The sequence below is a fragment of the Scytonema hofmannii PCC 7110 genome (assembly GCF_000346485.2).
GTDB lineage: Bacteria > Cyanobacteriota > Cyanobacteriia > Cyanobacteriales > Nostocaceae > Scytonema > Scytonema hofmannii.
Genome location: NZ_KQ976354.1, coordinates 7,089,658 through 7,114,555 on the forward strand (window position 1 = coordinate 7,089,658; position 24,898 = coordinate 7,114,555).

A 24,898-nucleotide genomic window follows, 5' to 3' on the forward strand; every position below is an offset into this window, starting at 1 on the left:
CATTACCCATTGACCTTATTGTTTCGATAAAAGAAGGGTGAGGTTTGGGTTCACCTGTTCTAAAATTTGCTTTTTGAGAGTTTTTTCCATATCTTCCAAGCTTGTGAGTGTGCCAGCAGGGGTGTGGCGATGTAAAATTCTTGCAGCCTCTTTAAGACAAGCTTCCAAGCTTTCTAGTTCTTCTCTAGTGATGGCGTTTTCGGTTTTTTCCAGCAAGTATTCTTCAGGATTAATATCTAAAGTAAGTTGAAATGGGTCTCCTCGACCTATTTGCCAGCCATCTTCTCCATAAACACCTTCTTTTAATAGCACGACTGGAATGGTTCTTAGAAGAATCACTAAATCCAACCACCAAGTCCAGTTCTGTACATACCAAACGTCTAGCTTTATTCGTTCGTCGATGTCATTAAGAGCACCACCGTTAACTTGTTGCCATCCGGTGATTCCTGGGGGCATTAATAGGCGTTGTTTTTCCCAGTCTGTGTAAGTAGGGAGCGCTGGCATGAGAACGGGTCTGGGACCGACTAAGCTCATGTCACCACGTAAAACATTGAAAATTTGCGGTAATTCATCAAGATGATATTCGCGCAAAAACTGACCAATAGGTGTGACACGGGGGTCACCCTTAAATGTAGCTAGACCTGCGCCTTGACGAGCCGCACCATCAATCATTGAACGGAATTTGTAGATCTTAAAAGGCTGACCTAGCCTTCCCATACGTTCTTGAGAATAAAAAATTGGACCTGGAGAAGTTAGCCGAACTGCTAAGGCAATGAGAGTAACAACAGGTAATAAGATAAGACACAATATGCCTGAAAGCAGTATATCAAATGAGCGTTTAAAGGCTAAATGAACTCGAATCCCTTTGCGATCGCTTATATAAGCTTGCTCAACTTCTTTCCACTTTTGTACTGTCCAAAGATTAGTAGACATCTGAATCTCCCATTTGAATATTCCAATTGTTGTCAGAGGCTAGGATGGCGTCATTTTGTAAAGAGAGATTGAAATAGCCAAAGTTTGTTTTTCGACCTGTGGGTGATAAGCCAGCATCTGGAAGCAGGTTAAACAGCGATGACAAAGGAAGCGCCCAGCAAGAGACTCGTTCAACTTGCGATTGAGCAAACTCCTTTAAAGCAGATGCCAATAAGTGTTTTGTTGTTGATGCTTGAGCAATAGGTACTTGCCAGTCCACAATATGACCATAGCGGACGCCCGATCGCACATATTCTTTGAGGACAGCATAACCTTGCATCTTATTCAAGGAACCAACTACCAGCAACTTGTATTTGGTATCAGGATTCTGAAAGAAGCGCCAGTGTAGCCAATCTGGTGTTCTTCTGCCACCAATTCCTTTTTGGTTTTCTTCGTTATTTGGCAGTGATAAACTAGGTACAAACTCCAAGGGAAAATCTGTCCAAATCTGGACTTTGGTGTCTGTTTGGCTATCTGGCAAAAGCAATGGGCCTTCCCATTCTGTCAGTTGCGGTAAAGCTTGCCATCCCAGAACCACCTGTCGAACTTTCCAAGCCACATCGTTAGAAAAGGCGTAGAGAAACAACAAACCGCGCTGGCGACAGATATCGTAAGCAAGGTGAGCCATTTCTACCAGCGTTGTCAAATTCCTAGCGGATGGGTGTACCATTGTCCCAATCGCCAGACCAGCCAAGCAGGGTATCCCATGTAACCAGAAGGGGCGCGGTTGTACGGCATAGTGTCCCACAATCCCCTCATTGTTCTCAGCAACCACGATAATTGCTGGTTCTTCAGGCATCTGTTGATAAACCCATTGCCAGTCTTGGTAAGAAATATCTACATTGAAGACAGCATGATAGAGTGCGAAAATTCCTAACTCGTCCCCAGGACGAAAAGGACGAACTGTTGGCTTTTCCATCATCTAATCCTCACAATGCATTGTGCTGGCGTAACGCATCTTCTAGCCGCGCCACCGATACTAACTCAGCTATTTCAGAGGTTTTGAATTTAACATTGTAACTACGTTCAATATTAAGAACGACTTCGAGGTGCTTGAGAGAATCCCATGCTTCGATAGTGTCACTGCTAGCGTCAGAGGCGATCGCTTCAGGAGCTATTTCTAGTGCTTCTGCGATCGCTTGTCTTAATTTAGAGTCGTACATTAGCTTCTGCCTCAATAATTTTGATCCAAGATGGTTGTTGTAGTAATGAAATCGGCACCTTAAATTCCCAAGATTCACCCTGCCAATCTTGCGGAGGTTCCAGACCATATTTCGACAAAAACCCACGCGTAGGAGCGTTTTTCTGAGTCGGTCGAAAGCATCCAGTTAACCTTGCTCCGTTATTTTCTGCTTTACTTACTAAATAGGCAAAAAAAGCATCTTCAACGCTTCTACCTAAGGCGCGACAACTCATGAGAAAATTTTCTAATTCCCAATAGCCCAATTCCTCACGAATAATGGCTGCTCCCACAATTCCTAAATCCCCGAATTTGTCTTGAAGTTGCAAGCTATAAAGCCGATAGTTGGTAGCGATCGCTAGGGCTTGCACTTCATTTTCGCTATAGCGGCGAGTTGTGAAATTAAATTGGTTTGTACGTTGGCTTAATTGAGCAATTCGGGGAAGAGCAAAGTCACTAGCTTCGCGAATAGTAACAACTATTTCTAGGGAAGAATAAAATTCCTCTAGGGAAGCAGATTGGTTTTGTTCCAAATAAATTTCTCTTTGTACTTGTTGGCGGTACATTTCACCGCGCCGAAGATCCTCATCTGTGAGTGATAGGGTATCGAAGCATTCTAGTTCTAAAAGCTGTGTAACATAGTCTGAAGGGTCATCTGGTACATCTACCACCAGTACTTCTGGCAGTTGATGGCTCACTATTTCACGTTCTACAGGACTGTCATCCCAAAAAACTAAGCTGTCCAGACCGATGTTTAGTTTTTTAGCAATGCGGCGCAGATTTTCTGGTTTTGGTTCCCAGTTAATCTCCATACAGGCAAAATGCTCTGGATGCAATATTGTATCTGGGTGTTCCCGCAAGACTGCCATAGCGTCGTCGGGATTATTCTTACTGCAAACTGCCAGAATGACTCCACGTTGTGAAAGTGCTAGCGCTGCCATCTGAAACTCACGATAGGCTAGCCCTATCCCTTCGTGTCCCAGTTGAATTCCTAACAGTCCATCTTCACCAATCACACCTCCCCACAATGTGTTGTCTAGGTCTAAGACTAAACATTTACGCCGTGGTGTAATGAGTGCAGCAATATAACGAGTATATTCATTGGCAAGGAGATTTGACCCTGTCCTTGCGAGTCGAATGCGGCCAAGATGCCAAAGGCGGCGATCGGACCAAGTCTGCCAACCGTGCTTTGCAACTAATCTCGCGTAGTCGAATAGAAGCAACCGTGATTCTGTCTTGCAGCGATCGCGCAGCTTGCGATTGAATGTTTCTGCGGCAATATTGAGAGAATATCCGGCGTTCCCTTCCAATAAACCCAAAGGAGTTACAGGGGCAACAATTGTATTATGACATAGGACAATACTTTGTGGGGGCAAGTTGTGAAGTAAGTGACTCACAACCGTTTCAACTCTTTGCCAAGCCCTCTCGCCGACTTTTTCAGCTTCTTCTAAAAGAAGAATCGAATCAGAGGGCATCAGATCGGAAAACTCGGCGAACAGTACAACAATATCGGGGGCAAATTGGTAGAGTTCAGAAGATGGATTGAGTGCGTTAGCTTCCCACTGACCGTAGCCACTAAAGTAAAGTTTGATATCGAAGCCACGCTGATTTAGTGTAGCTTCCAATTTACGTGCTATCAGTTCCAAGTTAAATGAACAAAGAATAGCTAGACGCAAGGAACGCATTGTAACGCTCACTAATTATTTCCTCCTTGTTCCAAAAATTCGATAATAGTGCCATGCCAGTAAACAAAAGCGATATGCTTACCTTGGAAGGCAACGGCTGGAACTGGAGTACAAGTAATAATTCCTCCTTGTTCTCGCACATACTCACAGCTAGCGTTAATGTCATCAACCAGGTAGCAAAGGTGATGAAACCCCGGACCGCGCTTCTTGAGAAAATTGGAAACTGGACTATCTGGTTCCGCAGGTTCCACAAGTTCAATTAAGACATTTGACCCGGAATTGATAAACTGAACCCGAACTTTTTGAATGGGGTCGTGGTAGATAGGGGTTGCAGCCTCAAAACCCATTCCTGAGTATAAGTTCCAACCAGTACTAATGCTTTGAACAACTATACCTATGTGATGCAGGGCGAGAGTTTTGCCCCGTACATTAACTTGTTCTTTCCCAAGAGCCTCAGCATACAAATTTTCAGTCATAAATCTATCAGCACTCCATATCACCAAAGTTAAACCCCATTCATGTTTGTCAACATTTTTTAGAAAATTTATGGCAATAAAATTCCTAACTCTTGATAAAATTTCATCAGCCGTTGAAATACCATTTCTTCATCATATTCAGCTTCCACGCGCTCGCGGCTTGCTTTGCCATAAGCTTGTCGCAATTCAGGTTTAGCTAGTAATGTTCCCAAAGCCTCAGCTAACTTTTCACTATTTTTAGGTGGCACAATTAAGCCTGTTCTTCCATGCACGACGGCTTCTCGACATCCTCGAACATCTGTGGCGACAATTGGTAAACTCATTGACATTGCTTCCAAGATAGAGCGCGGTAATCCTTCATTAAAATAAGTAGGCAGCGTAAAGATGTCTAAAAGACCTAAAATCTCTGGAATATCTTGGCGATCGCCCGTGAGGGTAACACGATTCTCTAACCCTTGAGTGTGAATTCTTTCCATAAGTTCTTTCTGGAAAGGTTCAGGGTCAGTGTTCAGTTGACCGCCAATTATCACAACGTGCAAATTAGGAAACTGAGGGAGTAGCTTCGCTGTTGCTTCAATCAGATATCCACTCCCTTTCTTCCGAGTTAAACGCCCAATTGTGCCAATTACCAAGTCAGCAGTTTCTGGGATACCTAAGGATTTGCGTAATTCCTTTTGGTGAGTTGAATCAAGGCGATCGCGATTGAAGCGATGAATATCTATACCATTGCCAAGGTAACAGATTTTCTCTGGTTGACAAAGACCAAATTTCTGAGCGGTGGCAGTATCTTCATAATTTTGACTGAGAATGAGGTCAGTGAAGTTAGCACAAATTTTTTCAACTGTGAAGTAAAAAAGGTATTGACTGGGAGGAGATAGATCGTGGAAGGGAAAACCGTGGCTAGTATAGACAATGCGTTTGATTCCAGCTAGTTTTGCAGCAACACGACCCAACACAGCAGCGATTGGTGTGTGTACATGAACCAAGTCATACTGATGCTGTCGCATTAACTTCATCAGTTGATAAATACTCTTCAAGTTTGATATGGGAGAAATCCGACGGTCAATTTGAATTGGGTGGACTATATATCCTTGTTTTTGTAATTCTTCAACATCTGAGTCTAGGGAGCAAGCGATTTCTACTGATAAATTTTGAGACAAAAAGTAATTGATTTGAGGTAGCAAAAGTATTTTGGCAGTTGCTCCGATGGCACAAAGCTGAAGGATTTTCATTGTTATTATCTTTTCCGTTTGTTTATGTATAGGACAATACGGTAGATGCTCAGCATTTTTTCAGCAACTTAGTTTCTTTTTTCCTAAATATCCTTAACTGAACTGTATTGAGGTATAAGAAATTCTTTCAAATTTTGTTTAGTCAAGATATTTTCGTACAAATTCTCATATTCAGTGACAACAGTTTCTAAAGAAAAGGATTTAATGATTCTGTCTCGTGCTGCTTTACTTATGGCTTCTCTAGCCTCCGAATCTAGTTCGATTAACTCTTTCCAGGCGCGAGCTAAGGCTTCTGGATTCTTTGGAGGTACAACCCGTCCAGTATTACTGACAATCCAACCTGAATCTCCCACGTCTGTTACCACGCAAGGTACACCACAAGCCATCGCTTCCCCTAAGATCATAGGAAATGCTTCACCATATGCAGAAGCAGAAGAAGCAATATCTAGAGCAGCACTGAGGCGGGGTATATCAATGCGCTCTCCTAGCAGATGTGTTTGATGACAAATTGAGAGGTCTTTAATTAACTGACGCAATTCCTGATTTTCTTTATCGACTCCTGTTCCAGCCAAAAGAAAGTGTGTATCTGGATAGTCTTTTAACAAAATTGCAGCAGCACGCAAAAAATTAGCATGGTCTTTCATTGGATGATAACGACAAATCAATCCAATCAAAAAAGTTTTTTCTGGTAAACTAAGCTCTTCTCGAACGCTTAATCTAGCTTCAAATGATGGCTTAAATACCGAAAGATCAGAGCCATTTGGAATCACACAGCTATTCTCACGGTGATAACCTAATGCTTCATGCTGTTTTTGACTAATCTGAGAAACAAAAACAATCTTGCTAGGCAATTTAGAAAGCCAAGCCGACAATCTAATAATAGCTGCTGACAATTTTTTTTCTAAAGCCAGTGAGTAAATAGAATGATGAATATTCCAAACAACAGGTATTTTATATGAGGAAAAAATAACAGATACCTGTGCTGCTAAAATACCGTGATACATCCAGCCTTGAATCAAATCGGGTTTGATTTGACGAACTATATGAACTAATCGCCATAATGCTGCTGGTGTAGGTATTCCTGTTTTCATATCAATCGTGTGAACAGGTATGTCTAAGGCGGCGATGCGATCGCCTAAAGCACCACGATCCATCAAAGAAACTACAATTGGCTCAAATCGCATTCTGTTGGTTTTAGATAGTAACTTGTAAAGCATCATTTCTGCACCACCAATTGAAAGTCCAGTAATGATATGCAATATAACTTTTTTACTTGAATTCATATCAGCGTACACAGCTTTTCCTTCCTATTATTTTCTGATTTTGAGGTTTAACTATGGTAATTTTACTGGCTAAAGATAGTAAGAGAGTAACTGAGAATAATAGTCCTAAATTAGGGAAAATTAATATTCTGGGGTCTCCTGCTGTAAAATAATCTAGCCATATTTTTGCTATAACTATATAAAGAAAAGGTACCCAAGGTATTTCAAAAATATTATTCAGTAAAATGTTTTGTAAATAGCGACCAATCCATCCATATGCAAAACAAACAACAATGAGTCCAAACCAAGACATACTATAGACACCAAATGCTAGAAAGCCAGTTGGTATTTCATATTCATTTGTTCCTATGATGTAATAAGTATTATAATAAGAAATTGTTTTTGGAACTTCAATATCATTTAATAAGCGTTCTGGCAAGAGAGTCACAAAAGCGTATATCCAATCGACAAATAATCGGGGTTCATAATGCGTATAAAAAGCTGCGTCTAGGGAATGAAGGGGGTAAACAAAACTACTCATAAATTTTTCAAAACTAAATCCTTCATCTGGAGAATTGTTGAGAAATTCTTGAAATTTCTCCACCATGGCTCCAAAACCATCAGGGAGTGCAGTCAAGCTGAAAAATAACGGTTTGCCATAGACAATAAAGAGGGATATAAAACAGATAAAAGGAATGACAAAACCCCAAGAGAATTTTTCTGTTTGAAGGACATAAACTAAATAAAATACAATGTAGTAGCTTATCCAGCCTCCTCGAGAGCCTATCATAGTAACTGCAATTGTTGAAAGAACGACTGAAAATATAAAGATAAAATATAAAAAAACTCTTCGAGTTTTAGTTTTTTTAATAAATAGGAAACTGGCGACTAAATAAGATGTTAATTGTGATAAACCCATGAAATGTTTAAAAAAAACTAATGCCCCACCAGTATCAACTATCTCTGCTTGTTGTCGAATTAAATTTGCATTAGACAAAGCATATACAAATCCACCATACTGTGAACTATATAGATGAATTGAAACAATTGAAAGTAAAAGTAAAAAACAAGCTAATAAAATAACACTATTATCTTTACTTTTAATGAAGATATTTTTTCCATTTTTTGGAGATGAAGATGAATAAAAACCAATAACGACAACAAAATATCCAATAAATATTGCTAATCCAGTTTGTATGTTGCTTATGTAAAGGGTTGAACGAAAATTCAATATAGAGCTTGAGCTCCTCGAATCAGCATCCAATATTAATGCTGGTAAGGGATACATGAGGATATAAATTATATTGAATAAGCTTAAAAAATCAATGGCTTTTGCTTTTTTTCGGAAAAATTCCAGAAAAATTATGAAAACTATGAGTCCTAAATAAGCTGTAGCTAACATTTACAACTCCTCTGACAGAGTTTACTTTACTTACTTCGTGAAAAGAAAAATTGAGAATATTTTTTAGGTATAGCCTACAAGCGCCAAATATTTCGAGGCTGCTTGTTCAACAGAAAAATTCATTGCCTGCTTTACTGAAAAATCGCGATTCACAGGAGCATCCAACACTTTTAACATTGCTTTTGACAGTTCTGCTGTATCCCCAACCGATACCAAATTCCCATATTTTCCGGCTTCTAAAATTTCTTTTGGTCCGCTAGGGCAATCTGTCGAAATTACTGGAGAACCACAAGCCATAGCCTCAATTAATACAGTTGGTAAACCTTCCCAGCGAGAGGAAAGTATAAATGCACTAGCGTTGAACATATACGCATAAGGGTTTTCAACAAAACCAGGCAGGGAAACATCATCAGCGATTCCCAACAGATGAATCATTCTTTCTAGTTCAGTCCGGCATTCTCCTTCACCTAAAATCAGTAATCGAGCCAATCTTTGTTTTCTAAGTAGTGCAAAAGCTTGAATTAAAGTTGGGAAATCTTTTTGTTCTGTTAACCGTCCGACAGCCAAAAAGACGGGGGGCGCTCCTTCCTGAAACCAGGGATGGTCTAGAGGAGCTTTTGCTTTCTTCAGCAACTCATTATCAACAACTGGATTGTAGATGACACCAACCTTTCCTGCTGCAAGACCCAGTTGTACTTGTAAATCTTCGGCTACACCTTTAGAAACTCCCACAATAGCATCTGCATTCGGATAAAGCCATTTCATAAACATCGGTACAAATCTAGCCCGGAATAATTTTGATTGCTCGACTGATAAGGTGTTGTGTTCTACCAACACCAATTTGGTTTTTGTGCGAGCAAGTCTTTTAGCTAACACTGCTACTACGTTTGCATGACTCATATGTGACACTAGCGCACATGGTTTGTGTTGTTGTAAATAACGAGACAAAGGCAGTAAAGCTTTTATGACTCGTCCCACCTCTAAGTTCACGACACGCACTTGCTTGGGTATGTTATTCAAATACGGTCCTTCTGCACTAGCTATGACTAAGTCTAAAGACACATTGAGACCTAACATACCATTGAGTAAATTCAGTGTGACACGTTCTGCACCACCGCCATGTAAAGTAGGAATAAAGAAAGCAATGCGTTTCATAAATTAACCATGTAGAATTACAGACAAACGAATTGCGAGCGTGCAATTCTATTTGGAATTAACAGGGAAATTAATAGGATTTGGCTACAGCCGTTCTTTTGAGACTTCTATTATTATTTGCTTTGTTATTTAAAACTTCATCAAATAAGTCTTCCCACATACCTATTATCTTTTCTAGCTTAAAACGTTCCGCCCCAGAAGGAGCCTCGGCAGCTAAACGTTTCCGATCTTGCTCGTTAGACATCAAACGATCCATTGCAGTAGCTAATGATGATACATCTTCATTTGGGACTAAAATCCCATCTACACCTTCACGGATAATTTCTCTTGGTCCACTAGGGCAATCGGTAGAAATGACTGGTAACCCACATGCCATTGCTTCGATTAAAACATTCCCAAAACCTTCAAAACGGGAAGACAACACAAAAAGCTTGGACTGTCTTAATACAGGAAAGGGATTGCTTAACAGCCCTGGTAGAAAGACCTGATGAGTTAAACCTAAAGTTTCTCTAAGTTTCTCAAGATCGGAACGATTTTCTCCTTCTCCTAATATTATAAGTTGCCAATCTAAATGTTGTCGGGCAATTTTTTGGAAGGCGGATAATAAAATATCAAAACCTTTTTGATAAGTCAATCGACCCATAGCAATCACCCATTTCTTTTCTGGATCGGCATCTTTAGGCAAGTTGGTCTTACTTGCTTCACCTTGAACATGGGCTAATGGATTATAGATAACTGCTCTTTTCGTTTTTGGCAACCAATCAAAACAATTATCAACTCCTTTACTTGTGCTCACTATTTTAGCAGATGTCGGATAGGTTATACGTCGTAACTTATCCCACCAGCTTCCGCTTGAACTCATATGGGGATTATTTTGCTCGCTAACTATAACTGGATATTCTGACTTTATTAGTGCAAGCAATGTCAATATATTTGGTCGATTTAGAAAAGAAATAACTAGGTCAGGCTGAAATGAGCAAATCGCCCTTCTCAATATCCAAATTCGATAAACATTATTCCATAAACCATGAATTAGTGTTGGTGAGTTACTTGCAATGTTCAAAGCTACTCTTTGAACATTGCTGGGTAGTTTGTAGAAATCAGCTTGTTCACCAAAGAGCGTAACTACTGAAACTTGATGCCCTTTTTTTAAAAAACCTTCAGCTAGCAAAACCACAGCACGCTCAGCACCACCGCCTGCAAGAGATGAAATTACCAAGGTTAATCGCATTGCTTTTGTCATATCCTTTGTTCTTTAAGTAGATTAACTTTTTTCATTCCTCAACAATTTTCCTTAACACAAATGCTTTTATAGAAATTTATGTAAATTCCTGTTAAAGTACTTCATTGAAAATAGAGTATCGATACAGTAATCCCAAAAACCCGGTTTCTTGAAGTTAAGCCAATGAGATATCAAGCTTTGCACCTAAGCGAGAAACCGGGTTTTTCGTCTCCTGTTGAATACTGAACCGATGCTCTAGGGTGTAAAAGAGCTTTTCGACTGCTCTGTCTATCACCAGTTAAGGCACTTTGCAAGAAATGAGCTTAAGGTACCTTAGTTACGACGCCTAAAAAAAGTATTTCCTGAATACCCGCTTTTTCCTGAGTTTTGCTCAACTACAACGCTAGTCAACAAGGAGTTATAACCTGTGGTTTCTTCCCAAACATCTTCATTAGCAAGCCTGATGGAATACTCTGGGCGTTTATTTAATTTGGGAGATGGATCGGCGAGGTTTAAGAAAACTTGATATTTTCCTAGAGGTACGGATTCGGGAATACCGCTTACAATCTCTACTATCTTGGTCTCATCAGGCATCCACATCCGTGGATCTTCTTTTACAGGCAAATAATATTCATTTCCTGTTTCACTGTTACGTAAAACGATTTCGACTGCGCGTGGATTGTAGGGGCTAGCCCAACCATCATTGATAATTTCAAATTTCATAGAAAAAGTATCGCCTGATTTGACTTTCTCTGGAATTTCTGACTTGAGAAGACGAAAGCGGTAGCCTAAACGGCGTTTAATGTCTGCCATGCAGCCTTGAGTTTCCCAATCTTGTAATATTTCTCTTCCGTCATATACGTCCGCGTTTAATACACTCCAGCGCATTCGTGCTAGTTCTTGTAAAGCATTGGGACAATCGTCATATGGGCTGGGATTGCAAACTTCGCCACCTTGAACCACAAATCGATTATCAAGATTTAAAAAGCTCTTTTGTCTGTCCACTTCCTGCGGATCGATACTGTTATACGTACCCCAATCATCAATATCGGCTAAAAAACAATCGTTATGAGCACCAGTTCTCGCACGAAAAGATGCATTGAAAGCTTCTTTAGGGGTGAGAGGGTTCTCATTATTAAATGCATCCCTTTTATAAGGTGCGTATCGTAGCGAAACCATCCGTTCAGGCGGCAAAACGGATAGGGCTTTAAACAAGATTTCTCGTCTAGCCTCAGGGTTTTCGCGCAACCCGTATGTAGATATATTAGACCACTCTCCCCAATAGCCAATAAAACCCGCCTCCATATAGGCAATTGCATTGTAGTTAGCTTTAAAAATTGGCCGCAATTGCTCAAGATGAGAGAGTATTCTCTCCTTAGGAGCATCGTCTCCACCTCCCCGCCAATTGTAAGTGAACCGGATAATCAGTTTAACCCCGGCTTTGCGAGCGGTTGCAAAGTCTTCTGATATCATGTTCAAAAAAGACTCCGACATCGGTTTATGCCTAAATTCTTCAATCAGATAAATACGACGGACTAACGTTATATTTCGCTCTTTTAGCTTTTGTAAATCAGAAAGCTTTAAGGGAGGAGCAGGAACATTCCCCACTGGACTCGATTTAGCCATAAATCCTCTTTCAGGATTAGGAAAAATTTCATCGCTACCTTGATACACTATGGCTTTTTTGGTAGATGGTTTACAAGCTATTGCTGCACAAGAGAAAACCATAGTTGCAATAATAAACATTGAAACTAAATATTTTTTTGAACGGTCTTTACTGCTTTTTTGTATGTTTCTTGATTTTATCATCACCAACTCCTTTGCTTGATTGTACTGCTTTAAAATATTTTTTAAAAGTTAAACATAAAATCTTAATTTCACCAATATAAACCCTTTCTAAAGAATTTCTTGGAAGAAATAAAAAAGTCAAAACTACTCACATAGATTTTTTTTGTAATACCTGATTTTCTTTGATAGTTTTAAGCGCAAATATCAGGACTGTTAAAAAAGAACATAAATAAATACAACTCGTAGATAAAGCTATTCCTTTTATTCCCATCCATTTTATAAAAAAATAATTTAAGGTTATATTGACGAGAGTGTTTAATGCAGAAATCCACACGAGAATATGATTTTTTTGCATTGATGTAATTAACCTAACAACTAAAATATTAGCGACATAAAAAGGTAATTGTAAGCTGTAACAAGCTTGAATTTGAGCTACTAACTGTGTGTTCTCAACCGTGAACGAGCCTCTTTGAAAAAGCGCCTGAACTATCACTTCAGAAAATATGAATAGAAGCACTGTTAATGGCACAGTAGTTAAAAATATGAGTTGCAGGTATTGCTTAAGTGTATGATTTACCCCCTTCCAATCTTGACAAGCAAGCATTTTTGAAAAATAAGGAATAACAGCAGTGCTTAATGCCGTAGTGATTAGGCTAATTGGAGAGGCTATCACTTTGTTACCGTAGTTTAGTGCTGCTACGCTTCCAGGCGACAACATTGCTGCCATAACTTGGTCAATTGAACCAGCACTACATATCAATAACGATCCTGCAACAATTGGGGCATACTGGTTAACAACCAAGCGCATATGAGCATCAAATCCATACCACTTTGGCAGCAATGAAATGCCTTGTCGATGCAGACCAACTCCTAAAATAACCATTTCCACCACTGCACCGAAGACCAGTGATGCGGCTAAAGCAAAGATACCCCATGACTTAAAACCAACAAGCAAAATAACAGTTATAACTGGACTGATGATTGGGCATATAGCAGCAAGTGCAAAACGTTCTCCTGCATTCAAAACCGCACCCCATATGACGATCATTCCGTTCAGTAGGACAATCGGTGCGAGGGCACATAGGAGACGAAAAGTCAGGTCTAACTTTTGGGAACTAAACCCTAATGCAATTAATGGCAAATACAGTGGTGCAGTGCTGACTACCAATATGGTAGTGATTATTAGCAACCCTAAGCTCCAGACTGTTGCTCCAGAAAACAATTTTTGACCTGCTATTTTTCCTTCCTGCTCTCTTACTTTAATATAGGTAGGAATAAGGGCAGCGTTAAAAGAGGCAGCTACTACGTTAATGATAAAACTGGGAATCACCAAGGCAATTAAAAATGCATCTATCTCATCTCCTGTACCAAACCTCCAAGCAATCACCAATTCTTTACCTACAGACGCCACTTTGACGAATGCCGTTAAAAATCCAACAATCACAGCCGCACCAAAAATTTTGCGATTGATAGAACCGCTTGTCAGCTTTTTCCAATCATCAAGCAATCTTTGCATTTTCCAATGTTTCATAGAGGATCTTCCTACTCCATTGCACTCTCATCTTGCACTCTCATCCACTTTTTTGTGTTTTTCATTTCTTTGCTTTTTACATAAAAAATTCGTTATCCTATTTTCTCCCAGTCCTTATGAGGAGTACACAAAAAATTTCGATACAGTTGCTTTTGATCGGGAACAATCTTATCCATAGCTACTGGACCTTCTGTACGCAAATGAAAAAAGTGATAACCAAACTTTGACAGAATATTCTCTACAGCAAGAACTGGACCATCAGGATTACATTCAACAATTATGGTTGGAGATGAATTGGATAAAACTTGCTCCATACCTTCTAACACTTTATCCTCAAATCCTTCTACATCAAGTTTGATTAAGTCAATCTTTCCAGATTTTGAGCAAACGTCGTCGATAGTTGTCACTGGAATATCAATAATCACACCTTCTTGACCTCTAAAACCTTGGAGATTAAGGCTAGCAGATAATGGTACATCGTTAAAGGGAACATGAAACTTTGTTTCACCCACAATATTCGAGACAGCCTTGTTGTAAATCTGACAGCGTTCTTCCCACCCATTTCTCTTCACATGAGAAACCAATTGCTTATAAGTATTTGGAACAGGCTCAAACGAAAGCACTTGTGAATTTGGATTTGCAGACAATGCCAGCATTGTGAATAATCCAGTGTTAGCACCAATATCCAAAACTAAGTTAGATTTTTGAGCCAATTTATAAAAAACTTCAATTGTTTCTGGTTCCCACGAGGACAGACCACGCCAAAAAAGAGCATTACCGACATAATCATCGGAAGTAGATGAATATTGGAAACTTTTTTGAGCGGGCAGCGAGATGATAAATGTTTTCTCGACAGGTAAACGCTTCCAGATAAATTTAGGTAGCCATCCTGCTCTGGCAAGTTTTAACAAAACTTTATTAGTTAAAACATTTTGATTAAGTACATCTAGTATTGATCTGCAAAAAAATTTAAGTTGATTCACGATATGCAGTCTCCTGTAAATTTTCATCCTTTCAAATAAAAAAGCAGAGGGCAGAGGGTAGAAGCGAATATGTGAGTTTTTTTTGCAAAAAGCAAGTCTTCTGTCCTATGGGCTCATGGAGTTTAATGCCCATCTACTTTTAGAGGATGAAAAGAGTAAAGAACTTTAGATAAAATCTTCCAGATTCTCATACCCTTCTTCTTCATTAGAGTAATCCTCATTTTCAAATTATCAATCATTTATGATTTATGAAAAATTTGAAATACTCTAGGTAGTTGCTCTGCTGCACAAAAGCCTCATGTGGTAGGTTTTAGACCTACGGATCTTTCAAAAATCAAATCATAGTTCTATTGTATTCCTCAATCACTTATTTTTTTTATGCATTTCATGTTCCTAAGTTTACCAAACAATCAATCTTTGAATTGCTTATGCAATTACTATTTTTAAGAACATCCAATGCTTGAGCCTTTTGTAAGGATTGAGGTTTGTAACCTGGTACAAGTTTCTCAAGCCACAATAGGATTGAATTAACATCATTCTGATTTGCTGCTTTACACAAATATTCTATATAAGCTCCTAAATATTCTGGAATAATACGGCTGGCATTTTTAACAACAAACAATTTTTCGTGTTCTGTTGGTTCGTACTCTTCTCCTGAAATAAATAGTTCCTCATATAACTTTTCTCCAGGACGCAAACCTGTAAATACAATATCAATGTCTTTATTGACTTCATACCCAGAAAGGTGAATGAGTTCTTTGGCTAAATCCACAATTTTGACAGGTTCGCCCATATTCATCATCAGCACTTCACCACTGCAACCAAGCACTGCAGCCTGCAAAACCAGTTGAACAGCTTCTGGGATAGTCATAAAATAGCGGCAGATGTCAGGATGAGTCACAGTTACTGGACCACCAGCTACAATTTGTTTTTTAAAAGTAGGTACAACACTCCCACGACTACCCAAAACGTTACCAAAACGAACAGCAACGTAAGCTCTGCCACTTTCTCTTGCGGCTTGCAGCACTAACATTTCAGCAGTTCTTTTACTCGCCCCCATGACATTAGTAGGGTTAACTGCTTTGTCTGTGGAAATCATTACAAAATGTTTAACGTCATATTGCAATGCTAAGTTCAGCAAATTTTTTGTTCCAACTACATTGTTAGTAATTGCTTCTGCTGGATTTAACTCCATTAAAGGGACGTGCTTGTGAGCTGCAGCATGAAAGATGACGTCAGGCTGGAATTGCTCAAAAGCCTGTTTTAGACGTTCTTGGAAGCGAATATCAGCTATGAAGGCAGAAAGATGAGGGGTCTGTCTTTGTTCTTTGTTGTCATTTTTGATGGCTTGGACAGCCTGTTCAAGCTCTTGTTGAATGTTGAATACAGAATTCTCTCCATGTCCTACCAGAATCATTTCAGCAGGGCAACATTTGAAAATTTGACGGCAAAGTTCGCTACCAATAGACCCACCGGCTCCTGTAATTAGTACTTTTTTGCCTTGAAGAAATTGAGATACTCGTTCTATCTCTGTCTGTATTGGTTCTCTTCTGAGCAAATCTTCAATCCTGACATCTCTTATGCTGTCTACTCGCACGCGCCCATTAAGGATTTCATGTATCCCTGGTAAAGTGCTGGTTTGAATTCCTGTGGCTTTACAAATATCTACGATTTCTCGAATGACTTGTCCTCGAACTGTAGGCATGGCAATGATAACCTTATGGATATCAAGAGCTTTGACTGTATCAGGAATTTCATAGCGATCGCCTACCACAGGAATACCCCGGATCCTTGCGTGTAATTTTTTAGGATTATCATCGATGAAGGCAACAGGATAAAAACCCTGTTGAGGATTGCTTTGCATTTCTTCTACCAGAGAAACCCCTCCACTACCAGCGCCAACTATCAGCACGCGTTCTCGTGGATTTATGGTTGCACGCCACAGACTAGCTCTTTCCACAACCCTAATACTAAAACGCAGTGCCACAATGAAAAAAAACGAAAGCATACCATCTATTAATGGCAGCAATGGCGGTATTCCATCGCTCATCAAGTTTGTGTAAACCAAAACATTAAATAATAAGGTTTGGCTCGCTACCGCAACTGCCATCAGCATGGCTATATCTACTAGTTCCTCAATACTGGCATAACGCCAATAACGCCTGTAAAAACCAAAACTCCAAAATACACTAATTTTGGCAAATAAAAATAGTGTGGTTACCAGCGCTAGATCTGATATGTAAGTAGCGATATCAAGATTGCCATCCAAACGCAAAAGCAGAGCTAATAATGGCGTAACAGAGAAAATAGTGATATCGCAAATGAACAAGTGACGGTTTCTAAGTTTCAACAGTGCGCTTAATAAACTGTTTTTTGATTTTTGATTGACAGTGTGAGAAGTCATGAACTACCTTTGCGCGATCGCTTTGACGAGAAACAATATTAACTCTAGCCTTGAAAGTTTTTCTTTCTATAAGGTTAGGTACCTGCATCAACTATGCAAGTCTTTGGAAGATCCTAAGAATGCAAAAACCTAAAACACAGTGACAAAATATCTTCTTCCGACACTAGCAACTCATGCGAATTATAGTAGTCAACTGTGTTTGCACCACACATTCAGTCCCCTTGTAGTTAGCAATAAAAGAGTTCCATCAGGACATTTTTATCTATTACGCTTTGTAATAGATAACTTTTTTGGAGAAATAAAGGCAGGTGTTCTTGGGGATTTTAAGCGATTCAAGAGAGGAGCGGTGGTGCAGCCTCGGCGTTTCTCAGTAGCCAGTTAATTTTCACCCTGTTTTGTGTTTTTAAAACACTCAAGCTACTAAGAGTAGATAGATGTCTAGATGTCGCCGAGTTGTTTACAAAACGTAACCCTGGTTTAAAACGGTTTTGAAATTTACATCTACAGATCAAATTACAATGCTTTGAAATTCTCTCAACAGAACTTTATTAAAACATTAAATGTAATATTGCTATAGACTTACATCAATGCGACTAAACTTTCCTAAACACAAGCCTTTGACATCTTAAATTACTTGTGCTCTTTATGAAACTTTGTAAACAGCCTATAAAGTAAATCCTTATAAGTAGGTAGGCATAAATGATTATCGTTGGAAAAAGGCAGCTATGCTGAGGGCATAAGGGAAGAGGGTTTGAACCGTATTTATGTTTCTCCTTATGAAACTTCTTCTTCCCTACTCCCTACTCCCCATTGCCCCTTATCCCCAGAGGGGGCCCCACCTTCCCCACTCCCCACTAAACCTTGACTTCCAAAGACTTGAGTAGCTCTGTATTCACCCCAGACTCACGAGTCAAAGCAATTTTGCCAGTGCGAGCTATTTCTCTCAACCCAAATTTTTGCAACACCTGCACGATCGCTACCATCTTCCCTGGATCTCCGACAACTTCTAAAGTTAGAGAATCCTCTGCCACGTCTACCACTCTTGCTCGGAAAATCTGCGACAATTCCACAATTTCCGAACGGTTACTGCTTGTAGCATTGACCTTAAGCAACATCAGTTCTCGCTCTACACAAGGAATCTCAGTCACATCCTGCACCTTCAGGACATTGATGAGCTTATAAAGCTGCTTGGTAAGTTGCTCGATTACGCGGTCATCTCCTTGGACAACCATCGTAATTCGGGAAATACCTGATTGTTCTGCCGGACCTACGGCGAGGCTTTCAATATTAAAGCCGCGACGGGCAAATAATCCAGAAATACGGGAAAGAACTCCCGCCTCATCCTCTACAAGTACTGAAAGGGTATGTTTCATTTTTGCTAACTATGGCTAGGAGACTTACTAAAAGGGTAACGAAGACACTAGCCACTGCTGCGCTACCCATATTGCTATTCAAAGTTGTAAATTTAGTCTTTCATTGTAAACAAAAAAGGAACCACTGAAAATAGGAATGGGTTAGTGGTTACTTGTTAGTTGTTACTGGTCACTGGTCACTGGTCACTGAAATCAAGATCCTGTGGAGTATTACAGTTAAAAAGCATTTCTGAATTTGGTAATGACAAAGTAAATACGTGATGCTGTTTCAACCACCCTTGGAACGATCGCCCACCTTCATTGATATATTCCATCAAACTTGGTAAACACCCAGCGCGATAAAAACCGCACAATGGTTCCCAGCCCTTAGCATGGCAGACCAATGCTGCGATCGCATCTTCTTCAACGTTTTTTAGTTCAGCCACCCACACTTGCAACACTTCAACCTGCAACTTAGGTAAATCGCAGGCGAGTAGCAATACCCAAGGCGTTTGCACTTGCACTAATCCTTGAGCAAAGCCAACAAGCGGTCCATGAGGTAGAGATTCGCTTAAAGGCACTTCCTGAATAAACTTGCTTTTGGGAGGAAGTAAGTGTTGATAGCGTTCTTGCCAAGGGGTCACCACATAAACAGTATCAGCACAACTTTCCGCTATTTGACAAACTAATTGCAGGAGGGGTACACCTTGAATTGGAATCAAAGCTTTATCTTGTCCCATACGGGAACTCATCCCCCCTGCTAACACAATTGCACTTAAGGTCATTTGTTATTTGTCATTGGTCATTGGTCACTGGTCACTGGTCACTGATTACTAACCCTCGTTAAACTCTTTTGCAATTGCTGCAAAAATTGCTCTACATTCTCTGGTGCTGGTAAACACTTTAACCCTTGGCAGACTAATCCAACGCTTCCGTGTGGTAGTTTTGATGTTGAGACAAATACTGCACTGGGTAAATAGGTTGGTACAAGAGATTTAATTTGTTCTTCTGATGTGCGGATTAATGTACAATTCCGATACCAGTCTAGGGCAGTAAACAAACTGGGACAAGCTTGGGGAGCACGATTCATCACACTCCTGAAAGCATTTAATGCTTGTTCGGCTAAGTCTAAACAATGGAGATCGTCGGTTAGAAGAGCAAGACGGACAAGGTTTGCGATCGCGACTCCGTTGGCAGATGGTGTGGCATTATCGGCATAACTGCGTTCGCGCACAATCAAATCTTGGCTGGCGTCACTTGATGTATTGAAGTATCCTCCGAGTTCTACACTCCAAAGATATTCATGAAACTCGAATTGTACGGCAATTGCTTTTTCCAGCCAGTAGGAAGGGGAGTGGGGAAGGTGGGGCCCCCTCTGGGGATAAGGGGCAATGGGGAGTTGGGAGTTGGGAGAATTATCCTCTCTTCCCAAGGAGACTTGATGTAAATCGAGCAGTGCTTTTATAAAAAAGGCGTAGTCTTCAGATTGCGCCAGTGTTGTTGGCTGACTTTCATAATTGAGACGATGAAAGCGCCCATCTACAAACTGATTGTTCAAAATAAAATTTGCGGCTCTTGCTGCTAGTTCCAAATATTCTTCTCTTTGGAATACCCCGTATGCCCTAGCTAAACCAGATATCATCAAGCTATTCCAAGCGACAATCATTTTTGTATCTGTCACTGCGGGAATGCGTCCTTGCCAGTTACGAGTTTTTGCTTCTTGATTGTTGCGAGCGGGGGGAAATGTAGCATCAGATTTTGTAGCGGATATATGTAGGGCTTCATCGGTCATATCCGTTGCAAAACCATAACGAGCAACAAACAATTTTCCTAACGCTGTTTTTAAACTTTCACTCAGCTTGCCTTGATGAAGCCTTTGTAAAACGTTCTTATCTTCAAAGTTCCCGTTAGGCGTTACTGTAAACTCTTGTTGTAATTCTGTTAGTTCATCTGGAGCAAGCAGTTGCTGCAATTCGCTGTAACTCCAAACGTAAAATGCCCCTTCCTCAGGTTCTGCATGTGCTGGATTGGTGAAACTATCAGCATCTTGAGCAGCATAGAAGAATCCGTTTGGTGAGATCATCTCCCGCTTTAACCATTGAACAGTCCCGGCGATCGCTTCTTCAAAAGCAGGTTCTTGTATTCCCGCGCTCCACAAATTTGCCAGATACTCCACAATCTGCCCATTGTCGTAAAGCATCTTTTCAAAATGCGGTACTGTCCATGTGGGATCGACAGTATAGCGATGAAAGCCCCCCGCTACGTGGTCGTAAATCCCCCCAAGTGCAAGATCCAGACCCCTTTGGGCGGACACTTGCTTGCCATCATAACGAGATTCTTGCCATTCAAATCGAGTTCCTCGCAATGCCAATTCTGCATAAGGAATCATTGGGAAGCTATTGCCGTATTGATTGGATGTAATAATTCCAGTACAAGTCTCCCAGCCTTTGTGCAATAACTCAATATCTTGAGTTTCTGTTACGCCTCCCGATTCCAACACTGCTGAAGTTAAGAGTGACTCAAGAATAGTGGCTTTGCGATCGCGCAAATCATCTTTTTCTGTATCGTAATAATGGCGGATTGCTTGCAGAACTTGTAAAAAGCCAGGGCGACCGTAGCGTGGTTCTAATGGAAAGTAAGTCCCTGCATAGAAAGGTACTAAATCCTCTGGTGAGATAAACACGTTTAAAGGCCAACCCCCTTGACCGCTCATCATTTGCAAAGCTTGCATATAGATGCTGTCAATATCAGGTCTTTCTTCCCTATCCACCTTAATAGGAAGAAAGTTGGCGTTCATATACTCAGCTATTGCTAGGTCGGAAAATGCTTCTCCTTCCATCACAGTACACCAATGGCAACTAGAATAGCCAATGGAAAGAAATATTGGTTTGTTCTGCACTTTTGCAGTGAAGAGTGCCTCATCACACCAAGACCACCAATCAATGGGGTTTTCAGCGTGTTTGCGTAGGTACAGGCTTTGAGCTTGAGCAAGACGATTAGTCATGAGTGAAGATGCATGAGAAAAAACCCTTATTCGCCTAGTCTAGCTTGTTATAAGTAGAGTCATGCATTCTTCCTCTGGTAACTCTGTCCACAGAACAGGGCGTAAGTCAGAGCAAAGCTTAAATTCTCTATGAGTCAGTCATCTCTACCTAGCAATTTTACCGTGCAGAAAGAGGTAGCGCGTTTGCAATTGGCAATGGAGCGACGGTTGAAGGCTGTTCTACCTTTGTCTCAATAATAGTATTTGGGCTAAGACCTGCAATGAGGTGGAGTAAGAAGGTGATTACGGCAGCTTGTAAAAGTTTTTCGAGCATGGCGGGCTCCTCTGGCTTTAGGGGGATGGCAATTCTTCTTTAGTTTGTTAATTAAACGCACCCTGTATTATGTATCTACTCGTAATGGTAAATCCATTCCGGAAAAGTACTTGTAAAAATGCAGACAAGTTTAATAGTTAGTGGTTAGTGGTTAGTGGTTAGTGGTTAGTGGTTAGTTGTTAGTTGTTAGTTGTTGGTGGTCACTGCCCACTGGTCATTGATAGAATATACGTAAAGTAAGTACAACCAGCTTTCGTCAGCACCCCTGCTTAAAGGCTAGGGGCTTCATGCCTCAAGCTTTTAGGATTAGCAGACCCGATGGCGTGGGAGAGGTTCGTACTCACTATTACCACGCAGCCGTTACAGAGAAGTGTTCAAGTTCTCACCTTCGGATACGTGATGCCAGTCCGTCGCTCTGAAACCAAACAATTAAACAGGTTTATAAGGGTAAGCCAGTGTTGTTTGGAAAGTACCGCTCTGTAACTCGTCTAGGCTCACATTACTCCCGCAAGGGAAGGCATAAAGCGTGCAAAACCATTACGCGTACAGAGGGAAAAATGCCAGTTCATAATTGTCTGAACGAAAGTGCAACACAAAAGCACCCGGCATTTAGTACCTCCAAGGCGGTAATGGACTCCAGTTAAAACTGGACGTGTCGTGTTTCCTATGCAGGGCTAAAGTCACAAAGTTTCCACACTCCCGGAAGTTTTTAGATGATTCCAATTGTTATAGAACAATCAGGTCGTGGCGAACGCGCCTTTGATATCTACTCACGTCTTTTACGCGAGCGCATCATCTTTTTAGGACAACAAATTGATGACACTGTGGCTAACTTGATTGTTGCCCAACTGCTGTTTTTAGACGCAGAAGACTCGGAGAAAGATATATATATGTACATCAACTCTCCTGGTGGTTCGGTAACGGCGGGAATGGGTATGTATGATACTATGAAGCACATCCGCCCAGATATCTGTACAATTTGTACAGGATTGGCGGCAAGTATGGGCGCTTTCCTCCTCAGTGCTGGTACAAAAGGTAAGCGGATGAGTTTACCTCATTCCCGAATTATGATTCACCAACCATTGGGTGGTGCTCAAGGACAAGCAACTGATATTGAAATTCAGGCACGGGAAATCCTTTACCACAAGCGCAAGCTAAATGAATATTTAGCCGAGCATACCGGTCAACCATTAGAAAAAATTACTGAGGACACAGAAAGAGACTTCTTTATGTCACCTCATGAAGCAAAAGACTATGGCTTAATCGACCAAGTGATTGATCGCCATTCTGCTGGTAGCCGCCCAATGGCTGTGGTTAGTCAGTAAATGATGCCCTCACCCTAGCCCTCTCCCAAAGGGAGAGGGGACAAGAATTCTGTCTCCCTTCTCCCTTTGGGAGAAAGGATGAGGGCAATTTACCTTCAGCGAATGCTTCACTCAAAACCCAGCCAATGGATCTATAGGTGTAGGCTGCGACTCCAAGTACTTTAAGAAATCCTTTAATTCTTCTGGAGTCAGTAAGTGACGCGATCGCTTAGAGTAAGTTTTGACCAAATAGTCACGCCCTTGGTCTGTGTTCCAACCCAAACGCTGCATTTCACTGCCAATCTTCGCGATATCATCGGAATGATCCACTGGTTCAGCCTTTTTCTTGCGCTTGCTTGTTGTTGCTTGTGTTGTCGTATCCTCTTGCAAGTTGGGACTGCGTGAAGGAAATGGCGTTACATTACTAGGAACTCCAGAAAAAGAGTTGTTCTCAGTTGTGTCAGGGGACACTATGCCAAAATTTTCTAACGCAGCATCGAATTGTTCTTCTTGCTTGTTAGTTGTTGCAAATCCACCGTTACTATCTTGAGTTTTGGAAAATGGAATTTCCTGCTTATCAATAGTAGGAATGAATTCGCCAATGTCTGGAGTTTTGGTCTCAAAATTGGTTTCTGACTTGTAAGTTGATGCAAAGCGATCGCCAATGTCTGGAGTTTTGGTCTCAAAATTAGTTTCTGACTTGTGAGTTGATGCAAAGCGATCGTTAATATCGGGAGTTTTAGTCTCAAAATTAGTTTCTAACTTGTTAGCACCCGTCAGGCGATCGCTATAAGCTTTTTGTTTAGTCTCGTTTGCAGCTACTGGTGGTGAAACTACTGAAGTTGAGGGAATTGCAGGTGCTTCTGTGTGAGAAGGAGAGTTCAGCACAACAGATGGTGCTGCCTCATTCAATCCATTCGCAGTTACAGAGGATACATTGGGCTGAACCTGCTTTGTTGGTTCTGGAGAAATAACCGTCGCTCCTTGGGGGATGTCTGTTATTCCTAAAACCATCAGCGCTCTAGTTCTCGCTTTATCTTCTGCATCCTCTAATATTTCTGCTGCTGCCATACCAGTAGCGCGAGTTGTGCCATCAATCTGCACGCTCGCACGGACAATATACTTGCCGTGATAAATTTGCACTAATTCAGTAATGAGATTGCCTTGGGGGTACTTGCTCTGAAATTGAGCCAACATAATGCTGTCACCAAATCTTGCTCTGTTTAATAAAGGGGTTGGAAACAATTTATTGAACTCTCCCCCACCTAAATCTACTTAATTATAGATGGGGACTGCACTCAACATTTTTGTTCAAACCTATGTTTAGTAGTACAAATGCACCTAACCCGTATACATTATCATATGTTCTCAAAGGTTTATAAGTTTTAAAACAGTATTAATACTTGAAAATAGGGCATGAGACAATGGGCATTGTTGAAAGCTATTCAATTCTCATGCCCATTGCCCATTGCCCATTGCCCATTGCCCCATAAGGTTATTCAAAGAATTTTTTTAGCTAGTGCTGGTTATTTTTAAATAATTTTACTGAGAATGCTACCATAATTACGCAATTGGTGTTCTAGAACTATTTTCTGCAAGCACACTCTATATCTACAATAATGTAGTAATGGTT

The 24,898-nt window shown here is 40.6% G+C and carries 20 protein-coding genes; 1 reads left to right on the forward strand and 19 read right to left on the reverse strand.

What is annotated here, in order from left to right; translation table 11 throughout:
* Positions 1–15: 15 nt before the first annotated feature.
* The 18 genes from WA1_RS29605 to WA1_RS58260 form a co-directional block, all read right to left on the reverse strand.
* Complete coding sequence (locus tag WA1_RS29605; RefSeq protein WP_017740710.1) at positions 16–933, reverse strand: sugar transferase; 918 nt, start codon at positions 931–933, stop codon at positions 16–18.
* Positions 923–1,891: a GNAT family N-acetyltransferase gene (locus WA1_RS29610; RefSeq protein ID WP_017740709.1), complete on the reverse strand. Its 969-nt coding sequence runs from the start codon at positions 1,889–1,891 to the stop codon at positions 923–925. The genes WA1_RS29605 and WA1_RS29610 overlap by 11 nt, the downstream gene beginning before the upstream one ends.
* A gap of 10 nt (positions 1,892–1,901) precedes the next feature.
* Positions 1,902–2,135, reverse strand: a complete 234-nt coding sequence (locus tag WA1_RS29615; RefSeq protein ID WP_017740708.1) for an acyl carrier protein — start codon at positions 2,133–2,135, stop codon at positions 1,902–1,904.
* Positions 2,122–3,849, reverse strand: a complete 1,728-nt coding sequence (locus tag WA1_RS29620; RefSeq protein WP_148662792.1) for an HAD-IIIC family phosphatase — start codon at positions 3,847–3,849, stop codon at positions 2,122–2,124. Before WA1_RS29620 ends, WA1_RS29615 begins: the two co-directional genes overlap by 14 nt.
* The gene (locus WA1_RS29625; RefSeq protein WP_017740706.1) at positions 3,849–4,313 is read right to left on the reverse strand and encodes a VOC family protein; all 465 of its coding nucleotides are present in this window, start codon (positions 4,311–4,313) and stop codon (positions 3,849–3,851) included. The genes WA1_RS29620 and WA1_RS29625 overlap by 1 nt, the downstream gene beginning before the upstream one ends.
* Before the next feature lie 68 nt (positions 4,314–4,381).
* Positions 4,382–5,545 carry a glycosyltransferase family 4 protein gene (locus tag WA1_RS29630; RefSeq protein WP_017740705.1) on the reverse strand — a complete coding sequence of 388 codons (1,164 nt, stop codon included), beginning with the start codon at positions 5,543–5,545 and terminating at the stop codon, positions 4,382–4,384.
* 83 nt (positions 5,546–5,628) lie between these two features.
* A complete protein-coding gene (locus WA1_RS29635) occupies positions 5,629–6,840 on the reverse strand; it encodes a glycosyltransferase family 4 protein (RefSeq protein ID WP_272819254.1) in 1,212 nt (403 codons plus the stop codon).
* On the reverse strand, positions 6,830–8,209 hold the full coding sequence (locus WA1_RS29640) for a hypothetical protein (protein ID WP_017740703.1): 1,380 nt from the start codon (positions 8,207–8,209) through the stop codon (positions 6,830–6,832). The genes WA1_RS29635 and WA1_RS29640 overlap by 11 nt, the downstream gene beginning before the upstream one ends.
* Before the next feature lie 63 nt (positions 8,210–8,272).
* On the reverse strand, positions 8,273–9,364 hold the full coding sequence (locus WA1_RS29645) for a glycosyltransferase (RefSeq protein ID WP_017740702.1): 1,092 nt from the start codon (positions 9,362–9,364) through the stop codon (positions 8,273–8,275).
* A 70-nt stretch (positions 9,365–9,434) separates the two neighbouring features.
* Positions 9,435–10,607, reverse strand: a complete 1,173-nt coding sequence (locus WA1_RS29650) for a glycosyltransferase family 4 protein (protein WP_017740701.1) — start codon at positions 10,605–10,607, stop codon at positions 9,435–9,437.
* Positions 10,608–10,919: 312 nt separating this feature from the next.
* Complete coding sequence (locus WA1_RS29655; protein ID WP_201789127.1) at positions 10,920–12,395, reverse strand: DUF4832 domain-containing protein; 1,476 nt, start codon at positions 12,393–12,395, stop codon at positions 10,920–10,922.
* A gap of 127 nt (positions 12,396–12,522) precedes the next feature.
* The gene (gene murJ, locus WA1_RS29660) at positions 12,523–13,890 is read right to left on the reverse strand and encodes a murein biosynthesis integral membrane protein MurJ (protein WP_272819447.1); all 1,368 of its coding nucleotides are present in this window, start codon (positions 13,888–13,890) and stop codon (positions 12,523–12,525) included.
* Between the two features lie 107 nt (positions 13,891–13,997).
* Complete coding sequence (locus WA1_RS29665; protein WP_017740697.1) at positions 13,998–14,888, reverse strand: FkbM family methyltransferase; 891 nt, start codon at positions 14,886–14,888, stop codon at positions 13,998–14,000.
* A gap of 385 nt (positions 14,889–15,273) precedes the next feature.
* Positions 15,274–17,292, reverse strand: coding sequence for a polysaccharide biosynthesis protein (locus WA1_RS29670; protein WP_017740696.1), 2,019 nt, complete (start codon positions 17,290–17,292; stop codon positions 15,274–15,276).
* An 854-nt stretch (positions 17,293–18,146) separates the two neighbouring features.
* Positions 18,147–18,665, reverse strand: a complete 519-nt coding sequence (gene ilvN / locus WA1_RS29675) for an acetolactate synthase small subunit (protein WP_017740695.1) — start codon at positions 18,663–18,665, stop codon at positions 18,147–18,149.
* Positions 18,666–18,841: 176 nt separating this feature from the next.
* Positions 18,842–19,429 carry a molybdenum cofactor guanylyltransferase gene (locus tag WA1_RS29680; protein WP_017740694.1) on the reverse strand — a complete coding sequence of 196 codons (588 nt, stop codon included), beginning with the start codon at positions 19,427–19,429 and terminating at the stop codon, positions 18,842–18,844.
* 38 nt (positions 19,430–19,467) lie between these two features.
* Complete coding sequence (locus WA1_RS29685) at positions 19,468–21,648, reverse strand: thioredoxin domain-containing protein (RefSeq protein WP_017740693.1); 2,181 nt, start codon at positions 21,646–21,648, stop codon at positions 19,468–19,470.
* A 157-nt stretch (positions 21,649–21,805) separates the two neighbouring features.
* On the reverse strand, positions 21,806–21,961 hold the full coding sequence (locus tag WA1_RS58260; protein ID WP_017740692.1) for a hypothetical protein: 156 nt from the start codon (positions 21,959–21,961) through the stop codon (positions 21,806–21,808).
* Positions 21,962–22,674: 713 nt separating this feature from the next.
* Between WA1_RS58260 and clpP the strand changes: the two genes are divergently transcribed.
* The gene (gene clpP, locus WA1_RS29690; RefSeq protein ID WP_017740691.1) at positions 22,675–23,286 is read left to right on the forward strand and encodes an ATP-dependent Clp endopeptidase proteolytic subunit ClpP; all 612 of its coding nucleotides are present in this window, start codon (positions 22,675–22,677) and stop codon (positions 23,284–23,286) included.
* Positions 23,287–23,397: 111 nt separating this feature from the next.
* On the opposite strand, the gene WA1_RS60370 is transcribed toward clpP, so the two are convergent.
* Positions 23,398–24,462 carry a hypothetical protein gene (locus WA1_RS60370; RefSeq protein ID WP_017740690.1) on the reverse strand — a complete coding sequence of 355 codons (1,065 nt, stop codon included), beginning with the start codon at positions 24,460–24,462 and terminating at the stop codon, positions 23,398–23,400.
* Positions 24,463–24,898: the final 436 nt, after the last annotated feature.

Bases quoted from the DNA above. Each gene is read 5' to 3' on its own strand.
- WA1_RS29645 (WP_017740702.1), bottom strand. From the start codon at position 9,364: ATGAAACGCATTGCTTTCTTTATTCCTACTTTACATGGCGGTGGTGCA.
- WA1_RS29640 (WP_017740703.1), bottom strand. From the start codon at position 8,209: ATGTTAGCTACAGCTTATTTAGGACTCATAGTTTTCATAATTTTTCTG.
- WA1_RS29680 (WP_017740694.1), bottom strand. From the start codon at position 19,429: ATGACCTTAAGTGCAATTGTGTTAGCAGGGGGGATGAGTTCCCGTATG.
- WA1_RS29655 (WP_201789127.1), bottom strand. From the start codon at position 12,395: ATGATAAAATCAAGAAACATACAAAAAAGCAGTAAAGACCGTTCAAAA.
- WA1_RS60370 (WP_017740690.1), bottom strand. From the start codon at position 24,462: ATGTTGGCTCAATTTCAGAGCAAGTACCCCCAAGGCAATCTCATTACT.
- WA1_RS29610 (WP_017740709.1), bottom strand. From the start codon at position 1,891: ATGGAAAAGCCAACAGTTCGTCCTTTTCGTCCTGGGGACGAGTTAGGA.
- ilvN (WP_017740695.1), bottom strand. From the start codon at position 18,665: ATGAAACATACCCTTTCAGTACTTGTAGAGGATGAGGCGGGAGTTCTT.
- WA1_RS29605 (WP_017740710.1), bottom strand. From the start codon at position 933: ATGTCTACTAATCTTTGGACAGTACAAAAGTGGAAAGAAGTTGAGCAA.
- WA1_RS29650 (WP_017740701.1), bottom strand. From the start codon at position 10,607: ATGACAAAAGCAATGCGATTAACCTTGGTAATTTCATCTCTTGCAGGC.
- clpP (WP_017740691.1), top strand. From the start codon at position 22,675: ATGATTCCAATTGTTATAGAACAATCAGGTCGTGGCGAACGCGCCTTT.
- WA1_RS29615 (WP_017740708.1), bottom strand. From the start codon at position 2,135: ATGTACGACTCTAAATTAAGACAAGCGATCGCAGAAGCACTAGAAATA.
- murJ (WP_272819447.1), bottom strand. From the start codon at position 13,890: ATGCAAAGATTGCTTGATGATTGGAAAAAGCTGACAAGCGGTTCTATC.
- WA1_RS29630 (WP_017740705.1), bottom strand. From the start codon at position 5,545: ATGAAAATCCTTCAGCTTTGTGCCATCGGAGCAACTGCCAAAATACTT.
- WA1_RS29685 (WP_017740693.1), bottom strand. From the start codon at position 21,648: ATGACTAATCGTCTTGCTCAAGCTCAAAGCCTGTACCTACGCAAACAC.
- WA1_RS29625 (WP_017740706.1), bottom strand. From the start codon at position 4,313: ATGACTGAAAATTTGTATGCTGAGGCTCTTGGGAAAGAACAAGTTAAT.
- WA1_RS29670 (WP_017740696.1), bottom strand. From the start codon at position 17,292: ATGACTTCTCACACTGTCAATCAAAAATCAAAAAACAGTTTATTAAGC.
- WA1_RS58260 (WP_017740692.1), bottom strand. From the start codon at position 21,961: ATGCTCGAAAAACTTTTACAAGCTGCCGTAATCACCTTCTTACTCCAC.